Source organism: Aquirufa sp. ROCK2-A2 (assembly GCF_054558485.1).
Window position 1 is genome coordinate 152,476 of sequence record NZ_JBPXKA010000003.1, and the last position, 17,367, is coordinate 169,842.

The following is a 17,367-nucleotide window of genomic DNA, read 5'->3' on the forward strand; positions in this document are numbered from 1 at the left end:
AAATCAGTTAGCAAGATGAAGTAAATCACTGATGGTTTGAATGGGATTCTCAGAAGAAAACACAAAACTACCCGCCACCAATACATTAGCGCCTGCATCCACTAAATCTTTAGCATTCGCAGAAGTAACGCCACCGTCAATTTCAATTTTCAAAGAATGATGTTGAACCAAATCCGCCATTAATTTCACCTCTTTAGTCTTTTGAATAGCATTCGGAATAAATTTTTGACCACCAAATCCTGGATTTACCGACATAATTAAAACCAAATCTAAGTCGGCTATAATATCTTTTAACACCGAAGTAGGAGTACCCGGATTAATTGCCACACCTGCTAAACATCCAGCGTCTTTTATTTGTTGGATTGTACGATGAACATGTGGGCAAGCTTCATAATGAACTGTAATGACATTTGCACCTAATTTGGCAAACTGACTGACATATTGTTCTGGTTTTTCAATCATTAAATGAACATCCAACACCTTCTTGCTGACTTTTTGAATCGCATCTAACACCGGAAATCCGAAAGAAATATTAGGTACAAAAACACCATCCATTACATCAATATGAATCCAATCTGCTTGAGACTCATTTAACATCTTTATTTCAGAACCTAAATTGGCGAAATCTGCAGCTAATACAGAAGGGGCAATGATCAATTTTTCCATTTTACAAAGTTATGAAAATTATCTTCTAAGCTGAATATCTTGTAAGTTTCATTTAACTTTATTTAAAATTTTGAATGATATGGATATTCGCAAAAGAATGGATGAATTAATTGATCAAATCAATCGATTTAACCAGGCCTATTACCAAGAAAATATAAGCTTGATTTCAGATGAAGCATTTGATCAATTATTAGCAGAATTAATACAGTTGGAGAATCAAAATCCACTTTTTGCTTACCCTGATAGCCCCACCCAAAAAGTAGGCGGTACCATTACTAAAAATTTCAAAAGCGTTACACATCGTTTTCCGATGCTTTCTTTGGGAAATACCTACAATGAAAATGAATTAACGGAATTTGATGAACGAATCAAAAAAACCTTGTTGGAAGAACCTTATGAATACATTTGCGAATTAAAGTTTGATGGGGTGGCCTTATCATTTTGGTACGAAAATGGCAAATTAATCAAAGGTGTAACTAGGGGAGATGGTACGAGAGGAGATGACATTACCGCCAATGTAAAAACCATTCAATCCTTACCGCAAAGAATTAATTCAAGTATTTTTCCAAAGGAATTTGAGATAAGAGGAGAAGGTTATATGCCTTTAAGCTCCTTCGAAAAGATCAATCAAGAAAAAATAGCGAGAGGTGAAAATACCTTGGCCAATCCGCGAAATGCAGCCTCAGGAACATTCAAAATGCAAAATTCGGCGGAAGTGGCTAAACGCAACATGGAGTGTTTCATTTATTCCTATTTAGGTTTCGAAAATCCATTTCAAACCCATGAGGAAAGTTTAAATTATTTAACTCAACAAGGTTTTTCTGTTTCACCCTCTTGGAAAAAATGTCATAATATTCAAGAGGTGATGGAGTACATTGAATTTTGGTCAGAAAAAAGAAATGATTTACCACTAAATACGGATGGGATTGTCATAAAAATCAATGATTATGGCCAACAAGAACGATTGGGTTATACGGCGAAATCTCCAAGATGGGCCATCGCATTCAAATATCCTTCTGAAATTGCCCAAACTACAATTGAAAGTATCACCTATCAAGTGGGTAGGACGGGCAATATCACGCCTGTGGCCAATTTAAAACCTGTTTATTTGGCAGGAACCGTTATCAAAAGAGCATCTGTCCACAATTCCAATGAAATGGAACGTCTAGATTTACATGAAGGGGATGTCGTGTTTGTCGAAAAAGGGGGAGAAATTATTCCTAAAATAACAGGCGTTAATTTGGACTTAAGAAAATCAGAAGCCCAATTATTTGCTTTTCCAACGCACTGCCCTGATTGTAACACCGAATTATATAGAAACGAAGGTGAAGCCAATCATTATTGTTCCAATGAGTTAGGTTGCCCTACGCAAATCAAGGGTAAAATTGAGCATTTCATTCAACGAAAGGCCATGAATATTGAGAATTTGGGTGTGGAAACAATTGATTTATTGTTTGAAAGAAAGATAATTTCCAACATCGCTGACATTTATGATTTACGAGAAAACAGTTTTTTAGGATTAGAAGGCTTTCAAGCCAAATCCATTTCCAATATTTTAAATTCAATTGAAAAGTCGAAAAACACCCCATTTAGGCAAGTCTTGTTTGGATTGGGCATCCGACATGTTGGAGCAACGATCGCTGAAAAATTAGTGGTCAGTTTCAACTCGATCGATAACTTAAAAAATGCTTCTTATGAATCTTTGATTGAAGTTCCGGAAATTGGAGATCGAATCGCACAAAGTTTAATTGAATATTTTTCAAAAACAGAAAACCTAGAAACCATTGAAAGATTAAAACAAGCGAATATCCAATTTTCTGAAGAAATTTCTCAAATTGTTTTAGAGAGCGCGGTTTTAGAAGGAAAAAGTTTTGTAATTTCGGGGGTATTTGAAAATTTCGAAAGAGAAGAATTAAAAGAAAAAATTATTTCGAATGGGGGCAAAGTTGTCTCAAGCATTTCTTCCAAATTAGATTTTTTAGTTGCTGGCAATAATATGGGGCCCGCAAAACTTGAAAAAGCAAATCAACTCAATATTCAAATTTTAAGTGAAGAGGAGTTCATCAAACTCTTAGAAGCCAATTATGAAGTATAAAATATTTCCCAAATTTCATGGTGTTGCACCAGCCTTGGTTACCCCTTTTAATGAAGATAAAACCATCAATTTTCAAAAATTAGAAAATTTGGTTGATTATGTTTCCAAAGGTGGTATCGATTATATGGTTGTTCAAGGTACGACAGGTGAATCTGTGACAACAACAGCCGATGAAAAAAAGCAAATTGTTGCAAGTGTTCAAAAAGCTAATTTTAGAAATTTACCAATCGTATATGGTCTTGGTGGAAACAACACCGAAAACCTAGTTGCTCAAATAAAAAACACCTCATTTGATGGAATTGATGCCATTTTATCGGTTTGCCCTTATTACAACAAGCCAAGTGCTAGAGGAGTAATTGCCCATTATCAAGCAGTTGCTGATGCAAGTCCTGTACCTGTCATTTTGTACAACATTCCAGGAAGAACGGGTATCAACATGTCGGCTGAAACAGTTTTAACCTTAGCCGAACATCCGAATATCATTGGAGTAAAAGAAGCATCTTGCATCATTGAACAATGCATGGAAATTGCTCATCACAAACCAAATGATTTTTTGCTTATTTCTGGTGATGATGTTCAAGCTTTACCTATTATTTCGATTGGAGGAGTTGGTGTCATGTCGGTGATTGCCAATGCGTTCCCTTCACAATTCACTGACATGATTCATTTAGCATTGGAGGGCAATTTTGCAGATGCTCGAAAAACGCTAGGTAATTTTTTAGCCATTGATCCGTTTTTATACGAAGAAGGTAATCCTGTGGGAGTGAAGAAAATCCTAGAAATTAAGGGTATTATTAGTTCTCAGGTTCGTATGCCATTGGTATCGGCTTCGGAACAACTAGGTGAAAAATTAGCAAAAATGATTATTCAAGAAAATTTAAACAATTAATTTATGTTTGTACACGTTGTCAATTTTTGGTTAAAAAAAGGTCTAAGTCAAGAAGATGTAGCCTTGTTTGAAGCAGGAGTTAAATCGTTAGGTACGATTGATACTGTAACTCAATTTAATGTTGGTAAACCGGCAGGAACAGATCGACCGGTAATTGATCGTTCATATGATTATTGTTTATTAACGGTATTTAATGATGAAGCTGGACATGATGTTTACCAAATTGCGCCTATCCACTTAGAATTCATCAAAAATTGTGCTCATTTATGGGACAAAGTTTTAATATATGACTCAGAAACTATTTAGTATTTGCCTGTTGGTAGGAATTACAGGCTTATTTTCTTGTTCCAAACACGTAAAACCTACATCTTATTACAGTCCCAACTTTAAAGATGGGTCCACTGAGGTAAAATCAGGCTTGGGTTTTGAGATTCCATATAAATTCCAAATTGATGTGTTATATGGGAATGAAGCCCCTAAACAATCGTTTGAAGTTATTGAAACCATCACCATGTCAGGAGAAGAACCTTTAACTGCCGACCAGACCTATAAAGGTAAAATGTTAAATCGCGGTAACCACCAAAACAAAAAGAAGGAAATTCTCGATGAAATGGTGGCTAAAGCTGTTGATGTAGGCGCTAGTGCCTTAATGGAAGTGAACTACAAAGTATATAGTACAACAAACGCTAATGGATACATTTTTACTGGAAAAGCGATTCGTTACGTGCTGAAATAATTCGAAGCAATTCCACATTGGAAATCAAAACTTGTCCTCTAGCATCCAAGAACTTCACTTGGATGCTTTTTATTTTTCGTTCCTTGAACGTCAATATCCGTTTATTCCCAATCGTTTTCCCATGAATAACCTCCGTTTGACCATTTGAATCAACAATTTCGACACTAAATTGGATGATTCTTTGTCCTAAAGCGATAGGTTCTTGCAATAATAAGGCATTTGCCAAGCGATCTGTTTTGAATTTGATTGTCAAAGAAGCTTGCTTATCCGTTAAATTGGCAGCCCAAAATGATTTTTTGTCCAAATCTCGCAATTTAGCCACTGAATGGTAGGTTTGATGTGAAGAAGTTATCATTCGGTCATCAAATTTGATCAAATTAACCAAACTCTTATCTCGAATTTGTTTAAATCCCATCATAGAAGCTGAATCATTTGGATGAATTAATCCACGTGTGTCTACGGGAATATTCAACAATAAATTTGCGTTTCTACCTACAGAAGCTACATAAATTTTCATCAAGGAATCGGGAGTTTTTACCTTATTATCTTGTTCTGGATGATAATACCAACCGGGACGAATCGATACATCTACTTCGGGAGCTACCCAATGAGTACCATCTTGTTGTCCATTTCGGTAATCATCAAATTTAGGATATCCTGGGTAAATTTCATCTCGATTGATCGGACTCCAAGTCATATCGTAGGCATATCCACGTTCATTTCCCACCCAACGAATATCTGGGCCAGAATCCGAAAATTGAACAGCATTTGGTTGATATTTAAGTACCATGGAATGAAATAATTTCCAATCGTACACTTGTTTTTTCCCATTTGGACCTTCGCCATTTGCACCATCGTACCAAAATTCAAAAATGGGACCATATTTGGTTAATAATTCTTCTTGCATCAACGAATAAATTTTATTGTATTCAACCGTTCCATAAGCCGGGTGGAAACGATCCCATGGTGATAAGTAGATGCCTAATTTTAAACCATATTTTTTACAAGCTTGAGAAAGTTCCATCACAACATCACCCGTTCCATTTTTCCATGGAGATTTCGCTACCGAATGGGTGGTGTATTGGGAAGGATACAAAGCAAATCCATCATGGTGTTTAGCCGTCAGAATCAAACCTTTCATTCCTGCGTTTTTGGCAATTCTAGCCCATTGATTACAATCTAAGGCAGTTGGATTAAATAATTGAGGACTTTCTTTTCCTTCACCCCATTCCACATTGGTGAAAGTATTCATATTGAAATGAATGAATCCATAATATTCCAAACTTTGCCAATTCAATTGTTTAGGACTTGGAACAGGTAGAACGGGAGTAACAATTTGAGCTTGCATCTTGAAAAAGATGGACAATATGGTTAGCACAAGAAAGATTTTTTTCATATTTAAAAAGGTTAAAAATTATAATAGATAAAACAATTGGAAAAGGCCTTTGAGGCTTCTGTTTCAATCGCTCTAAAAAGTGGATTAAAACCAAACCAAATCACTTTTCCTTGACCAGATTCTTGGAAAGACATCCATTGCGTTTTGTTCAACTTTTTTTTACTCTTGTTCCCAAGAAAACCTTTAACGCGTACATTATCCGTTGTTTCTAAAAGGGGATGCCAATCCTTGGAAGGTTTATAAAGTTCATATGTATTATTAATCAAATAAATTTGACTTTGATCTATTCCATACATTAATGGATTTGAATTTTCCACATTTACTTTCACTAAATTACCGGTATAACCTCTTCCAATTTCGTTTCTATCTTTCTCCTGATATTTGTCATGAATAACCGTTGTATCCAAATCCAAAGCCATGGAATAATGCGAAGAATTACTTTTGCTATCAAATAGTTGAATCGCATTTTCTAAAACTACACAATTTCCTCCTTTGTAAATCCAATCGTTTAACAAAACAAATTGATCATTCGTAAATGATTTATGCGACCCAGCAGGAAAAATGATATGGGAATATTGGAATAAATTAGCCTCAAAAAAATGATTCAAGGGTAAAAAAGTCACATTAATATGGTTTTTCTGCGTAAAATAATGGGCTAATTCTCCTTGTTGATTGGTGTCAAAATTTGGATTAACTATAACAGCAATTTTAGGAGATTGATAATTGATCAAATGCTTGGAACCTAAATCCACTGAATTATCCGATTTGAATGAAAAAACAGGCTGCATATATAAGTTAAAATGATTCGATAATTTGACAATTTCCTGAAAATTCAACTCTTTTTTCAATTTTAAAATAAAAAATTGACCCGATTTAAACACTTTTGAGTCCAAGGATACATCTTTATCATTATAAACCACCTTGAATCCAGATTTAAGCACTTTATCTAAAAATTCAAACTGATGTTCATTTTGATTGGGAGCTAACGTATAGGCAACAGCATCGGATTTTAGGCTTGAAAGTGCTCGATTAGACTCAAAATTTACGGCAGAAACTATTTTTTCGCTTAGACCGTAAGCGTTGATTTGATGTAAATCAAATAAATTCCAAGCAGTGATGTCATAGGTTAAGGAATCCTCCAATGCAATAACTGGATCCAACATCACTTTAATGATAGGGGATGAACTTTGGTAAGCCGATATAATTAGGTCTTTACTGCTAATCTTTAAGGTTGAATTTGTTTCATTTCTAAACGAATAAGCATTTTTGACAATTATATCCTTTCCAGCTAAATTCATTTCTACACGATTACTTTTTAATAAATTAATTAGAGCCGTAGATTTTTCAATTTGGTCTTCAGGAATCAGATAGGTTTTAAATTGATTAGCTGGGTTGTTCCTAGCATTATCATGATTTTTATAAAAAGACTCTTTCACGCTTGATTCATTGGCAATCGACCATCGAATTAAATCTCCAGCCAAAGCTCTGTGATGTTTAACACGTTCGACAAATGTGATGGTGTCTCCATCTAATTTCTGTGCTCGCAGGCCACCTCTAATTCCACCTTGCTCCAAAGTCATGGCCAAAGCACCATTTAAAATAGGATAGGTATCTCCATAACCTGGATAGTATAAATCATAAACTTCTCTCGTGAAATAATTCCAATTATTCGAATCAAATAATTTGGCAAAAGATTTTCCTACACTTTCTTGTAATTCTTTGGTTGAATTTGAAATGAAATTCAAATAAGGTTTAGCGGCAGGTGGAAAATAATAGGAATGTTGAAAACTTTGCTCATGAAAATCCGCATGAACCATGGGCAACCAACTTGTAAAAAAATTCATTCTTTGCTTAGTTTCAAGTTGGGTTTGCCAAATCCAATCCCGGTTTAAGTCAAAAAGATAATGATTATATCGTCCTGAAATACTTCCTTCAAAATGCTCTTGATCAAATGGATCAGGATTTCCACCCAAATTGAAATTTCTCATGTTAAATTGATTCACATAAGCATCTCGACCATCTGGATTGATACATGGATCGATTAAAATAACATAAGAAAATTTTGTTTGAAATAAAGTATCATTTGTCATTAAATCATAAAGTAGCCCAATGGCGGCTTCGCTACCAGCTGATTCATTCCCGTGTACATTGAATGATAAATTGATAATTAAAGGCAAATCCTTCCATTTATCCAATGAACTAGTTTCACCTCGTAATTGAGCTTGATGTTTCAATCGAATGGATTCCAACTTTGAAATATTTCCATGATTCGCAAGGATAAATTCACCAAGTTCACGTTTTTCATTTGTGGTTCCATAAGATGTCCATTGGGCATATTCAGGCTTACTTTGAGCCAAGTATTTGCAATATTCAATAAGCTTGTGGTGGTAGGTAAAACGAGTGCCTAATGGGTAGCCTAAAAATTCTTCCGGACTTTTAATTTGAGAGTAAAGTAGGTTAGGGATGGTAATTAGTACTATTAAAAGAATTTTTTTCATAAAAAATATAATATTTTTTTGGTTAAATTTAAATTTAATAAAAATAAGGTAAATTATTTAAATATATTGCTTTATAAATAAATCGAATTTTATGGCTATATCGAATTTAGAACAAGACAAAATCACCTTAAAAGAATCCAATAATAAAAATTACATCATCCCATTTATACTTGTCACCAGTTTATTTTTCCTTTGGGGCTTAGCCAATAGTTTGAATGGAACATTGGTTAAACAGTTCCAAGTTGCTTTAGACCTTCAAAGATGGCAAGCCAACATTGTTGAAACGGCCTTTTATATGGGCTATTTTGTCATGGCGCTTCCAGCTGGATTTGTGATGAAAAAATATGGATATAAAATGGGAATCATTTTTGGCCTTTTACTTTATGCATTCGGGGCCTTTTTATTTTATCCTGCGGCATCTGTTAGAGAATATTCCTTTTTCCTTTTTGCCCTTTTTATGATTGCGAGTGGTATTGCGTTTCTAGAAACAGCCGCTAATTTGTATGTAACAGTTTTAGGGGATCCTAAAAAAGGCGATTTTAGATTAAATTTAGCACAATCTTTTAATGGTTTGAGTACCATTTTAGGACCAGTCATCGGTGGTTTTTTCATCTTTTCTGAAAAAGAATATTCCAAAGATTTACTGAATAGCATGCCTTTGGCAGAAGCAGAGGCCATTCGGGTTTCACATGCGAATTCAGTTCAATTGCCCTATATAATCATCGGAGCGATTGTTTTGTTTATTGCTATTCTATTTATGTTGACCAAAATGCCGGAAGTTAGCACCTCAGAAGAAAGTTCCAAATTGGAAAAGTCTGCAGATGTGAGTATATCCGATATCATTAAAAACAAACATTTAGTCCTAGGAATCATTGCTCAATTTTTAAACATTGGTGCTCAAGTATCTATTTGGGGGAATTTCGTGGATATCAAATTGGATTTAGCTAAAAATTCCAATTTATGGATTGTCAATGAAATATATCAGGTCACAGAATCCATGAGCGCCACACAAATCGCTAGTTTTCATGCTTCATTTGCCTTCTTGTTGTTCATGGTTGGAAGATTCGTTGGAACCTATTTTATGGGAAAATTTGCTTCGAATAAAGTTTTGGGTTACTATTCCATTGGTGCAGTCATTTCCATGTTAATAGCGATTTTTGGTGGTGGTATTTTTGCAGTTGTTGCATTGATGATGGTGTATTTTTTCCAATCCATCATGTTTCCTACCATTTTTGCCTTGGCTTGTAAAGATTTAGGAGAAGGCTCAAAATTAGCATCCTCTTTAATTATTATGTCCATTGTAGGAGGGGCGATTGTTCCACCTATCACGGCCTTTTTATTTAAATCGGGGACTGCTTTGGCACTTTGTGTACCTTTAGTATGCTTTGTTTTTATTGTTTACTATGCGTTTAAAGGATTTGAAATTCAAAAACTAGCCAAATGAAAAAATTCGTTCTCTTACTAGATTTGAAGGATGATCCGACATTGATTCAGGAATATGAACAACATCATCAAAATATTCCCGAAGCGATCAAAGAAAGTATTTTAGAAGCTGATATCATAGAAATGAACTTGTTCCGATTCAATGATCGCCTAGTGATGGAGATTATCGCAGAGGATGAATTTAGTTTTGAAAAGAAATCACAAATTGATCAAAATAACCTTGAAGTACAGAAGTGGGAAACACTTATGTTGAATTACCAAAAATTAATTCCCAATACTCCTGAAGGGACTAAATGGGTTTTAGCAAATCAAATTTTCAGTTTACAATAATTATAATGAAGTCGACTTATTTACAAATTAACCCTGAAGACAACTTATTAGTTGCTTTACAAGATTTAACAAAAGGCACCGTTATTCACCATAAAGGGAATGAAATTGTCTTGCAAGATGATGTCAAAGCGAAACACAAGTTTACGACAGAGGAAATAAAAAAAGATGATAATGCCATCATGTACGGGGTTTTGGTTGGTCATGCTTCTCAAAACATTCCAAAAGGTGGGCTCATTCATACCTTTAATCTTCATCATGCGTCTCAAGATTTCCAAGGCAAGCAAAAGGATTTTTCTTGGACGGCTCCCAATGTAGATAAGTTCAAAAATAGAACATTCAATGGCTACCATAGAGCCGATGGACAAGTTGGAACCGAAAATTATTGGTTGGTTATTCCTTTGGTTTTTTGTGAAAATCGAAACATTGAAATTTTAAAAAATGCGTTTATCAAAGGTTTAGGATTTCAAAAAAATGATCCTTACACAGATAAAGTTATTTCGATCAAGGAACAATTTGAAGCAGGTGTTGCCTTGGAAAATATGGTTATTCCTTTTGAGAATAATGTTCAATTGACTCAGAAAAGCCCTTTGTTTCCTAACATTGATGGTATCAAGTTCTTAACCCATGAAAGTGGTTGCGGAGAAAACAAAGATGATTCACTTCATTTATGTGCCTTATTAGCGGGTTATTGTTTGAATCCGAATGTCGGTGGAATCACCGTTTTGAGTTTGGGTTGCCAACATTCACAAATCGATGTATTCAAAAATATTTTAAAAGAAAAAGATCCTAATTTTTCTAAGCCTATTTTGTTTTTCGAACAACAACAAGACGAGGGAAGTGGCGTGGAAAGTTTATTGAATGAGGTAATTGTGAAAACCTTTGCTGGTTTAACCGAAATAAACAAAGTGGAGCGTCAACCTGCCCCTTTATCGGCCTTACGCCTTGGCGTTAAATGTGGTGGATCAGATGGATTTTCAGGTATTTCAGCCAACCCAGCCATTGGACATACAGCCGATTTATTGGTTGCTTTAGGTGGAACGGTCATGATTGCGGAATTCCCTGAATTGTGTGGGGTTGAACAAGAAATGCAAAATAGATCGGTCAATGCAGAAGTTGCAGATAATTTTGGCAAATTAATGCGGGAATATGCTAAAAGAGCAGCCGCCATTGGCGCTGGTTTTGATATGAATCCATCTCCAGGCAATATCAAAGATGGTTTAATCACCGATGCCATCAAATCAGCTGGTGCAGCCAAAAAAGCGGGGACTTCACCCATTGTTGATGCCTTAGGCTATGGTCAATATGCCACCAAAAAAGGGTTAAACTTGGTTTGTACGCCTGGAAATGATGTCTTAGCCACAACAGGTATGGCAGGAGCAGGTGCAACAGTCCAATTATTCACAACCGGTTTAGGCACTCCAACAGGGAATCCCATTTCACCGATGGTAAAATTATCTACCAATACACGTTTGGCAGAAAAATTGCCTGAAATCATTGATATCGATTGTGGCCCGATTATTTCTGGAGAAAAATCCGTAGAAGAAATGGGTGAGGAGGTTTTGGAGTACGTCATTCAATTAGCGTCTGGTGAAATCAATACCAAAGCAATGATTTTGGGACAAGATGATTTTATGTTTTGGAGAAGAGGGGTTTCCCTTTGATATATGATTTATAATGTAGGGTCGACCCTTGCGGTCGACATATATAAAAGTAAATCGACCCTTGCGGTCGACATATATAAAAGTAAATCCGACCCTTGCGGTCGACACATATAAAAGTAAATCCGTCCCTTGCGGTCGACATATATAAAAGTAAATCCGACCCTTGCGGTCGACATATATAAAAGTAAATCCGACCCTTGCGGTCGACATATATAAAAGTAAATCCGACCCTTGCGGTCGACCATTACCTCCATTAAAATTAAAAAAATCATGTTTAATTATACCGGAAAAAAAGTAGTTGTTACAGGTGGTGGATCAGGAATAGGTCGTGCGATTTCATTGCTTTTTGCTCAACAAGGTGCTGAAGTACACATGTTCGATTTAGAAAACCCAACCAGCCTTGGGACTTTGAATGAATTAAAAGCCATTTCGAAAGAATCACAATTACATATCGTGAATATTACTCAATTAGGAGCTGTGGAAGAAACTGCTGCTAAAATAGGATCCGTAGATATTTTAATCAATAATGCGGGAATAGCACAAATTGGAAATTTGGGCAATACAAGTCCTGAAGCCTTTCAACAAATTTTTGATGTCAATGTAAAAGGTGCTTTTCATTGCATGCAAGCATTCATCAAAGGCATGGTTACTAAACATAAAGGTGTTATTTTAAACATGGCTTCCGTGGCATCCACAGTGGGAATTCCGGATCGATTTGGATATAGCATGTCGAAAGGCGCCATCGTTTCCATGACTCAATCAGTGGCTAAAGATTATTTACTTCAAGGAATTCGCTGCAATTGTATTTCTCCAGCCCGAGTGCATACGCCATTTGTGGATGGATTCATTGCCAAAAATTATCCAGACAATCAGGAAGAAATGTTCCAAAAACTTTCTGCTACTCAGCCGATAGGTCGGATGGCAAAACCAGAAGAAATTGCTACTTTGGCACTTTATTTATGTTCCGACGAAGCTTCTTTTGTTACGGGTTGCGATTACCCCATCGATGGAGGATTTATTTATTTAAACAACTAACAATATTTTATCTATGAAAACGAAATTAACAAGCCTTATTATTTTATTAACTCTTTTTATGAGTTCTTTCAAAGCTGAAAATCCCATCAGAATCGTATTTTTCGGTGATTCCATTACGCAAGCTGGTGTAAATCCAACAGGTTACATTACTCAAATGACTAAAATGATATCCGACAAAGGTTTGGGTGGTAAATACGAATTAATTGGCGCAGGAATAGGCGGAAATAAAATCTATGATCTTTACCTTCGTCATGAAGATGATGTCATTGCGAAAAAACCGCAAATTGTGATCATTTACATCGGTATCAATGATGTTTGGCATAAAACTTCCTCCAGAACAGGAACCGATGCCGACAAGTTTGAAAGATTCTACAATGCTTTAATCAAGAAGATTCAAAACTCTGGCAGTCAAGTACTTATATGCACTCCAACGGTAATAGGCGAGAAGTTTGACAACAGCAATGAGAACGATGGAGATTTGAATGCATATTCCGCGATTATCAAAAGAATAGCCGAAACAAATGCGTGCAAATTAATCGATTTGAGAAAAGCTTTCATGGATTATGAAGTGAAAAATAATGTGGAAAATAAGGCCTCTGGCATATTAACAACCGACAGAGTGCATTTAAATGAGGCTGGAAATAAATTTCTTGCTGAAACCATGTGGGAGACAATTAAAAATTTATAAGAATGAAATTAGTTAGAATTGGCCAAGTAAATCAAGAAAAACCTGCTGTATTAATTGAAGGTAAATATTTCGATGTCTCTCCGTATTTCACGGATTTCAATGAGTCATTTTTTGAACAAAATGGCCTTGAAAAATTGGCAAATATTGTTTCTACAGAGACATTAAAAGAAATTACGAACATCGATAGAATGGGTTCTTGTGTGGCTAGACCTTCCAAAATCATCTGTGTTGGATTGAATTATGCTGACCATGCCAAAGAAACAGGAGCTGCGATTCCAACAGAACCCATCTTGTTTTTCAAAAGCACGAGTGCATTGAGTGGGCCTTATGATGAGGTTATCATTCCTAAAAATTCAGTAAAAACCGACTGGGAAGTAGAATTAGCGATAGTAATTGGTAAAAAAGCATCTTACGTAGAAGAAAAAGATGCCTACGATTATGTGGCTGGATATTGTTTACACAATGACTATTCGGAAAGAGAATTCCAGTTGGAACGTGGTGGAAATTGGTCAAAAGGTAAAGGTTGCGACTCATTTGCACCCTTAGGACCCTTTTTAGCTACCAAAGAAGAGATTTCCAATGTTCATGATTTAAACATGTGGTTGGATGTGAATGGTAAAAGATTCCAAACAAGTAATACCGATCAACTTATTTTCAACATCCCACAAGTCGTTTCTTACATTTCACAATTCATGACTTTATTGCCAGGTGATGTCATTTCCACAGGAACTCCACACGGAGTAGGTCTTGGATTTAATCCACCCATCTTCTTGAAAGCCGGAGATGTGGTTACCTTGGGCATGGATGGATTGGGAGAGCAGAAGCAATTCGCCAAAATGTATGATGTATGATATATGATGTAAACTCGTAGGGTCGACCCTTGCGGTCGACATACGTAAAAGAGACGACCCTTGCGGTCGACATACGTAAAAGAGACGACCCTTGCGGTCGACATACGTAAAAGAGACGACCCTTGCGGTCGACATACGTAAAAAAGACGACCCTTGCGGTCGACATACGTAAAAAAGACGACCCTTGCGGTCGACAAACGTAAAAGAAACGACCTTTGCGGTCGACATACGTAAAAGAGACGACCCTTGCGGTCGAAATAAGTAATTAAATTATGATCGATTCCCACCAACATTTTTGGAATTATCAACCGGAGCGTGATACATGGATTACGCCCAAGATGATTAAAATTCGGAAGGATTTTTATCCGAATGAATCTGCTGAACTATTCAGAAAGGCTGGAATAGATGGCTGTGTGGCGGTTCAAGCAGATTCATCTGAAGAAGAAACTTTGTTTTTATTGGCCTTGGCTGAACAAAATGATTTTATTCAGGGTGTTGTTGGATGGGTGGATTTACAAGCGGATAATATTGAGGAACGATTGGAATATTTTTCTCAATTTGAAGCATTAAGAGGTTTTAGACACGTGGTACAAGGTGAAAAAGATCCTGCATTTTTTGAAAGACCTGCTTTTTTGAACGGTGTAAAACAATTGGATGCATTTGATTTCACGTATGATATCTTGATTTATCCCCATCAATTGGCCTCTAGTGTGAAATTTGCCCAAAAATTCCCTAACCAAAAAATGGTCTTGGATCATTTGGCAAAACCGCCATTTGTTTCTGGAGATTTATCCGATTGGAAAAAACATATTAAAGAGTTTAAGAACCTGGAACATGTTTCAGCCAAAATTTCTGGTTTAATTACCGAGGCCAATTGGAAAACATGGACTAGTGATGAAATCAATGTTTCCATCGATATCGCTTTAGAGGTTTTTGGTCCCGAACGATTGATGTTTGGAAGCGATTACCCGGTCGTATTGGTCGCAGGTGCCTTGGAAAAATGGGTACAAACTTTTGAAAACTGCATTGAAGCTTTGTCGAATGACGAAAAACGATTGATCAAAGAACAAAATTGTAAGCAATTTTATCAAATTTAACGCATTATGAACTTAGGATTGAAGGAAAAGGTCATCATCGTTACCGGTGGTGCCAAAGGAATTGGAGAAGGAATTAGCCAAGCATTGGCTTTGGAATCTGCTATGGTGGCCATTGTGGGTAGAAACCAAGCCGATAATGAAAAGTGCATTGAGAAAATACACGCCACGGGCGGACAAGCCTTTTCTTTTGTGGCTGAACTTTCGAATCCAGAAGAATGCCAAAAGGTAGTGGAAGAAATTGCGAAATTTTTTGGCAAAATTGATGGCTTGGTGAACAATGCAGGAATCAATGATGGGGTAGGACTCGCCAAAGGCAATTACGAACTATTTATGAAATCCTTGCATTCCAACTTGGTTCATTATTACATGATGGCGCAGGCTTGTTTGCCGTATTTGATCAAATCCAAAGGTGCGATTGTGAATATTGGTTCCAAAACCGCTGAAACGGGACAAGGTGGAACGTCGGCCTACGCGGCAGCCAATGGAGGAAGAAGCGCTTTAACACGTGAATGGGCCGTGGAATTACTTCCTTTTGAAATCCGTGTCAATTCCGTGATTGTAGCAGAATGTTACACCCCATTGTACGATCGTTGGATCAAAACATTGCCGGATCCCGACAAAACTTTGGCAGAAATCAAAGAAAAAATACCTTTAGGAAAGCGCATGACCACTCCGGAAGAATTGGGCAGCATGGTTACGTTTTTAATGTCGCCAAAATCCAGTCATACCACTGGACAATTGATTCATGTAGATGGCGGTTATGTGCATTTGGATAGAGCTTTATTGTAATGAAAATAGATGTTAGTCAAATTGAGACCCCTGGGGTCATTGTTTTTCCGGATATTATTCAGAAAAACATTGATTGGGTGATTCAAAAAGTAGGAGATGTGAAGCGATTACGTCCACACATCAAAACCCACAAGACCAAGGAAGTCAATGAGATGTTGTTGGCTTCTGGTGTCACCAAATTCAAAGCCGCCACCATTGCCGAAGCAGAGTTGCTGGCCTTGTCAAATGCACCAGATGTCTTAATTTCCATGCAGCTGACAGGTCCAAATGTCGCGAGATTCATTCAATTAATTAACAAATACCCCAATACCAACTTTTCATCCCTTTGTGATGATTCCCAAGCGCTTCAAAATTATCAAGATGCTGCTGTGCAGGCAGGCATTCGATTAAATCTTTATGTTGATTTGAATGTAGGAATGAATCGGACAGGTATCGTGCCTGAAAAAGCCTTGGCATTGATTGAAGAATTAAAAAATTGCTTTAACATTCATTTAAAAGGCATTCATGCGTATGACGGACACATCAGAGATAATGATATAGCAGAGCGAAAAGAGCATGTAAACAAGGATTTTGTCGAATTTTGGGAATTGAAAAAAGCCTTGGATACACCATTTCCCAATTTGGAATATGTGGTAGGAGGTACACCCAGTTTTTTGGTGCATTATGGGGAACAACAATTTACCTGTAGTCCAGGAACCTTCGTTTTCACCGATGCCGGTTACCAAGCCTTGTATCCCGAGCACAGTTTAGAACAAGCAGCATACCTTGTAAGTAGAATCGTATCCAAACCAACGGATCACACCATTTGCTTGGACATGGGGCATAAAGCAGTAGCGCCTGAAAACCCAATTGATAACCGCGTCCGTTTTCTGTTTAATCCCGATTTCAAGCTATTGAGTCAATCCGAAGAACACGGCATTGTCGAAGTAGGAGATTCTACCCAATACTTTGTTGGAGACGTGATCATCATGCAACCCTATCACGTTTGTCCAACGATTAACCTAACTCAGAACTTGCAGGTGATGGAGAACGGCAAGAAAGTAGGAGAGTGGGCGGTGATGGGAAGGAATAGGCGGATTGATGTATGACGTAAACTCGTAGGGTCGACCCTTGCGGTCGACCCGTTGCGGTCGACCCGTTGCGGTTGAAATATATAAAACGGTCGACCCTTGCAGTCAATATAATTTATAAGT

General features: G+C 36.8%; 16 protein-coding genes. 13 read left to right on the plus strand and 3 right to left on the minus strand.

The genetic code is table 11. The annotated features are described in order from the left end of the window. Positions 1-3: 3 nt before the first annotated feature. Entirely contained in the window at positions 4-666 is a 663-nt protein-coding gene (gene rpe / locus V7S76_RS06190; RefSeq protein ID WP_459509190.1) for a ribulose-phosphate 3-epimerase, read from the minus strand. A gap of 79 nt (positions 667-745) precedes the next feature. On the opposite strand from rpe, the gene ligA reads away from it, so the two are divergent. The 4 genes from ligA to V7S76_RS06210 are packed head-to-tail and all read left to right on the plus strand — an operon-like array spanning position 746 to position 4,386. Beyond that, positions 746-2,761: an NAD-dependent DNA ligase LigA gene (gene ligA, locus V7S76_RS06195; protein WP_459509191.1), complete on the plus strand. Its 2,016-nt coding sequence runs from the start codon at positions 746-748 to the stop codon at positions 2,759-2,761. After that, complete coding sequence (gene dapA / locus V7S76_RS06200) at positions 2,751-3,650, plus strand: 4-hydroxy-tetrahydrodipicolinate synthase (RefSeq protein ID WP_459509192.1); 900 nt, start codon at positions 2,751-2,753, stop codon at positions 3,648-3,650. The genes ligA and dapA overlap by 11 nt, the downstream gene beginning before the upstream one ends. Positions 3,651-3,653: 3 nt before the next feature. Next, positions 3,654-3,956, plus strand: a complete 303-nt coding sequence (locus V7S76_RS06205) for a Dabb family protein (protein ID WP_459509193.1) — start codon at positions 3,654-3,656, stop codon at positions 3,954-3,956. Continuing rightward, entirely contained in the window at positions 3,937-4,386 is a 450-nt protein-coding gene (locus tag V7S76_RS06210) for a hypothetical protein (protein ID WP_459509194.1), read from the plus strand. The genes V7S76_RS06205 and V7S76_RS06210 overlap by 20 nt, the downstream gene beginning before the upstream one ends. Here the strand turns inward: V7S76_RS06210 and V7S76_RS06215 are convergent. Both V7S76_RS06215 and V7S76_RS06220 read right to left on the minus strand, forming a co-directional pair. Further along, on the minus strand, positions 4,352-5,782 hold the full coding sequence (locus V7S76_RS06215; RefSeq protein ID WP_459509195.1) for an alpha-L-fucosidase: 1,431 nt from the start codon (positions 5,780-5,782) through the stop codon (positions 4,352-4,354). The two genes, V7S76_RS06210 and V7S76_RS06215, sit on opposite strands and share 35 nt — an antisense overlap. 11 nt (positions 5,783-5,793) lie before the next feature. Further along, positions 5,794-8,280, minus strand: a complete 2,487-nt coding sequence (locus V7S76_RS06220) for a M14 family zinc carboxypeptidase (RefSeq protein ID WP_459509196.1) — start codon at positions 8,278-8,280, stop codon at positions 5,794-5,796. Positions 8,281-8,371: 91 nt separating this feature from the next. Between V7S76_RS06220 and fucP the strand changes: the two genes are divergently transcribed. The 9 genes from fucP (at position 8,372) to V7S76_RS06265 (ending at position 17,262) form a co-directional block, all read left to right on the plus strand. After that, positions 8,372-9,724, plus strand: a complete 1,353-nt coding sequence (gene fucP / locus V7S76_RS06225; RefSeq protein ID WP_459509197.1) for an L-fucose:H+ symporter permease — start codon at positions 8,372-8,374, stop codon at positions 9,722-9,724. Next, positions 9,721-10,053, plus strand: a complete 333-nt coding sequence (locus V7S76_RS06230) for an L-rhamnose mutarotase (protein WP_459509198.1) — start codon at positions 9,721-9,723, stop codon at positions 10,051-10,053. The genes fucP and V7S76_RS06230 overlap by 4 nt, the downstream gene beginning before the upstream one ends. A gap of 5 nt (positions 10,054-10,058) precedes the next feature. Continuing rightward, complete coding sequence (locus V7S76_RS06235) at positions 10,059-11,714, plus strand: UxaA family hydrolase (RefSeq protein ID WP_459509199.1); 1,656 nt, start codon at positions 10,059-10,061, stop codon at positions 11,712-11,714. A 270-nt stretch (positions 11,715-11,984) separates the two neighbouring features. Next, positions 11,985-12,749 carry an SDR family NAD(P)-dependent oxidoreductase gene (locus V7S76_RS06240; protein ID WP_459509200.1) on the plus strand — a complete coding sequence of 255 codons (765 nt, stop codon included), beginning with the start codon at positions 11,985-11,987 and terminating at the stop codon, positions 12,747-12,749. Between the two features lie 13 nt (positions 12,750-12,762). Continuing rightward, positions 12,763-13,437: an SGNH/GDSL hydrolase family protein gene (locus V7S76_RS06245; RefSeq protein WP_459509201.1), complete on the plus strand. Its 675-nt coding sequence runs from the start codon at positions 12,763-12,765 to the stop codon at positions 13,435-13,437. Between the two features lie 2 nt (positions 13,438-13,439). Further along, the gene (locus V7S76_RS06250) at positions 13,440-14,288 is read left to right on the plus strand and encodes a fumarylacetoacetate hydrolase family protein (RefSeq protein WP_459509202.1); all 849 of its coding nucleotides are present in this window, start codon (positions 13,440-13,442) and stop codon (positions 14,286-14,288) included. Between the two features lie 272 nt (positions 14,289-14,560). After that, a complete protein-coding gene (locus V7S76_RS06255; protein ID WP_459509203.1) occupies positions 14,561-15,385 on the plus strand; it encodes an amidohydrolase family protein in 825 nt (274 codons plus the stop codon). A gap of 6 nt (positions 15,386-15,391) precedes the next feature. Next, on the plus strand, positions 15,392-16,174 hold the full coding sequence (locus V7S76_RS06260; RefSeq protein ID WP_459509204.1) for an L-fucose dehydrogenase: 783 nt from the start codon (positions 15,392-15,394) through the stop codon (positions 16,172-16,174). Beyond that, the gene (locus tag V7S76_RS06265) at positions 16,174-17,262 is read left to right on the plus strand and encodes a D-TA family PLP-dependent enzyme (protein ID WP_459509205.1); all 1,089 of its coding nucleotides are present in this window, start codon (positions 16,174-16,176) and stop codon (positions 17,260-17,262) included. The genes V7S76_RS06260 and V7S76_RS06265 overlap by 1 nt, the downstream gene beginning before the upstream one ends. The last annotated feature ends 105 nt before the right edge of the window (positions 17,263-17,367 follow it).

Bases quoted from the DNA above. Each gene is read 5' to 3' on its own strand.
- rpe (WP_459509190.1), bottom strand. From the start codon at position 666: ATGGAAAAATTGATCATTGCCCCTTCTGTATTAGCTGCAGATTTCGCC.
- ligA (WP_459509191.1), top strand. From the start codon at position 746: ATGGATATTCGCAAAAGAATGGATGAATTAATTGATCAAATCAATCGA.
- dapA (WP_459509192.1), top strand. From the start codon at position 2,751: ATGAAGTATAAAATATTTCCCAAATTTCATGGTGTTGCACCAGCCTTG.
- V7S76_RS06205 (WP_459509193.1), top strand. From the start codon at position 3,654: ATGTTTGTACACGTTGTCAATTTTTGGTTAAAAAAAGGTCTAAGTCAA.
- V7S76_RS06210 (WP_459509194.1), top strand. From the start codon at position 3,937: ATGACTCAGAAACTATTTAGTATTTGCCTGTTGGTAGGAATTACAGGC.
- V7S76_RS06215 (WP_459509195.1), bottom strand. From the start codon at position 5,782: ATGAAAAAAATCTTTCTTGTGCTAACCATATTGTCCATCTTTTTCAAG.
- V7S76_RS06220 (WP_459509196.1), bottom strand. From the start codon at position 8,280: ATGAAAAAAATTCTTTTAATAGTACTAATTACCATCCCTAACCTACTT.
- fucP (WP_459509197.1), top strand. From the start codon at position 8,372: ATGGCTATATCGAATTTAGAACAAGACAAAATCACCTTAAAAGAATCC.
- V7S76_RS06230 (WP_459509198.1), top strand. From the start codon at position 9,721: ATGAAAAAATTCGTTCTCTTACTAGATTTGAAGGATGATCCGACATTG.
- V7S76_RS06235 (WP_459509199.1), top strand. From the start codon at position 10,059: ATGAAGTCGACTTATTTACAAATTAACCCTGAAGACAACTTATTAGTT.
- V7S76_RS06240 (WP_459509200.1), top strand. From the start codon at position 11,985: ATGTTTAATTATACCGGAAAAAAAGTAGTTGTTACAGGTGGTGGATCA.
- V7S76_RS06245 (WP_459509201.1), top strand. From the start codon at position 12,763: ATGAAAACGAAATTAACAAGCCTTATTATTTTATTAACTCTTTTTATG.
- V7S76_RS06250 (WP_459509202.1), top strand. From the start codon at position 13,440: ATGAAATTAGTTAGAATTGGCCAAGTAAATCAAGAAAAACCTGCTGTA.
- V7S76_RS06255 (WP_459509203.1), top strand. From the start codon at position 14,561: ATGATCGATTCCCACCAACATTTTTGGAATTATCAACCGGAGCGTGAT.
- V7S76_RS06260 (WP_459509204.1), top strand. From the start codon at position 15,392: ATGAACTTAGGATTGAAGGAAAAGGTCATCATCGTTACCGGTGGTGCC.
- V7S76_RS06265 (WP_459509205.1), top strand. From the start codon at position 16,174: ATGAAAATAGATGTTAGTCAAATTGAGACCCCTGGGGTCATTGTTTTT.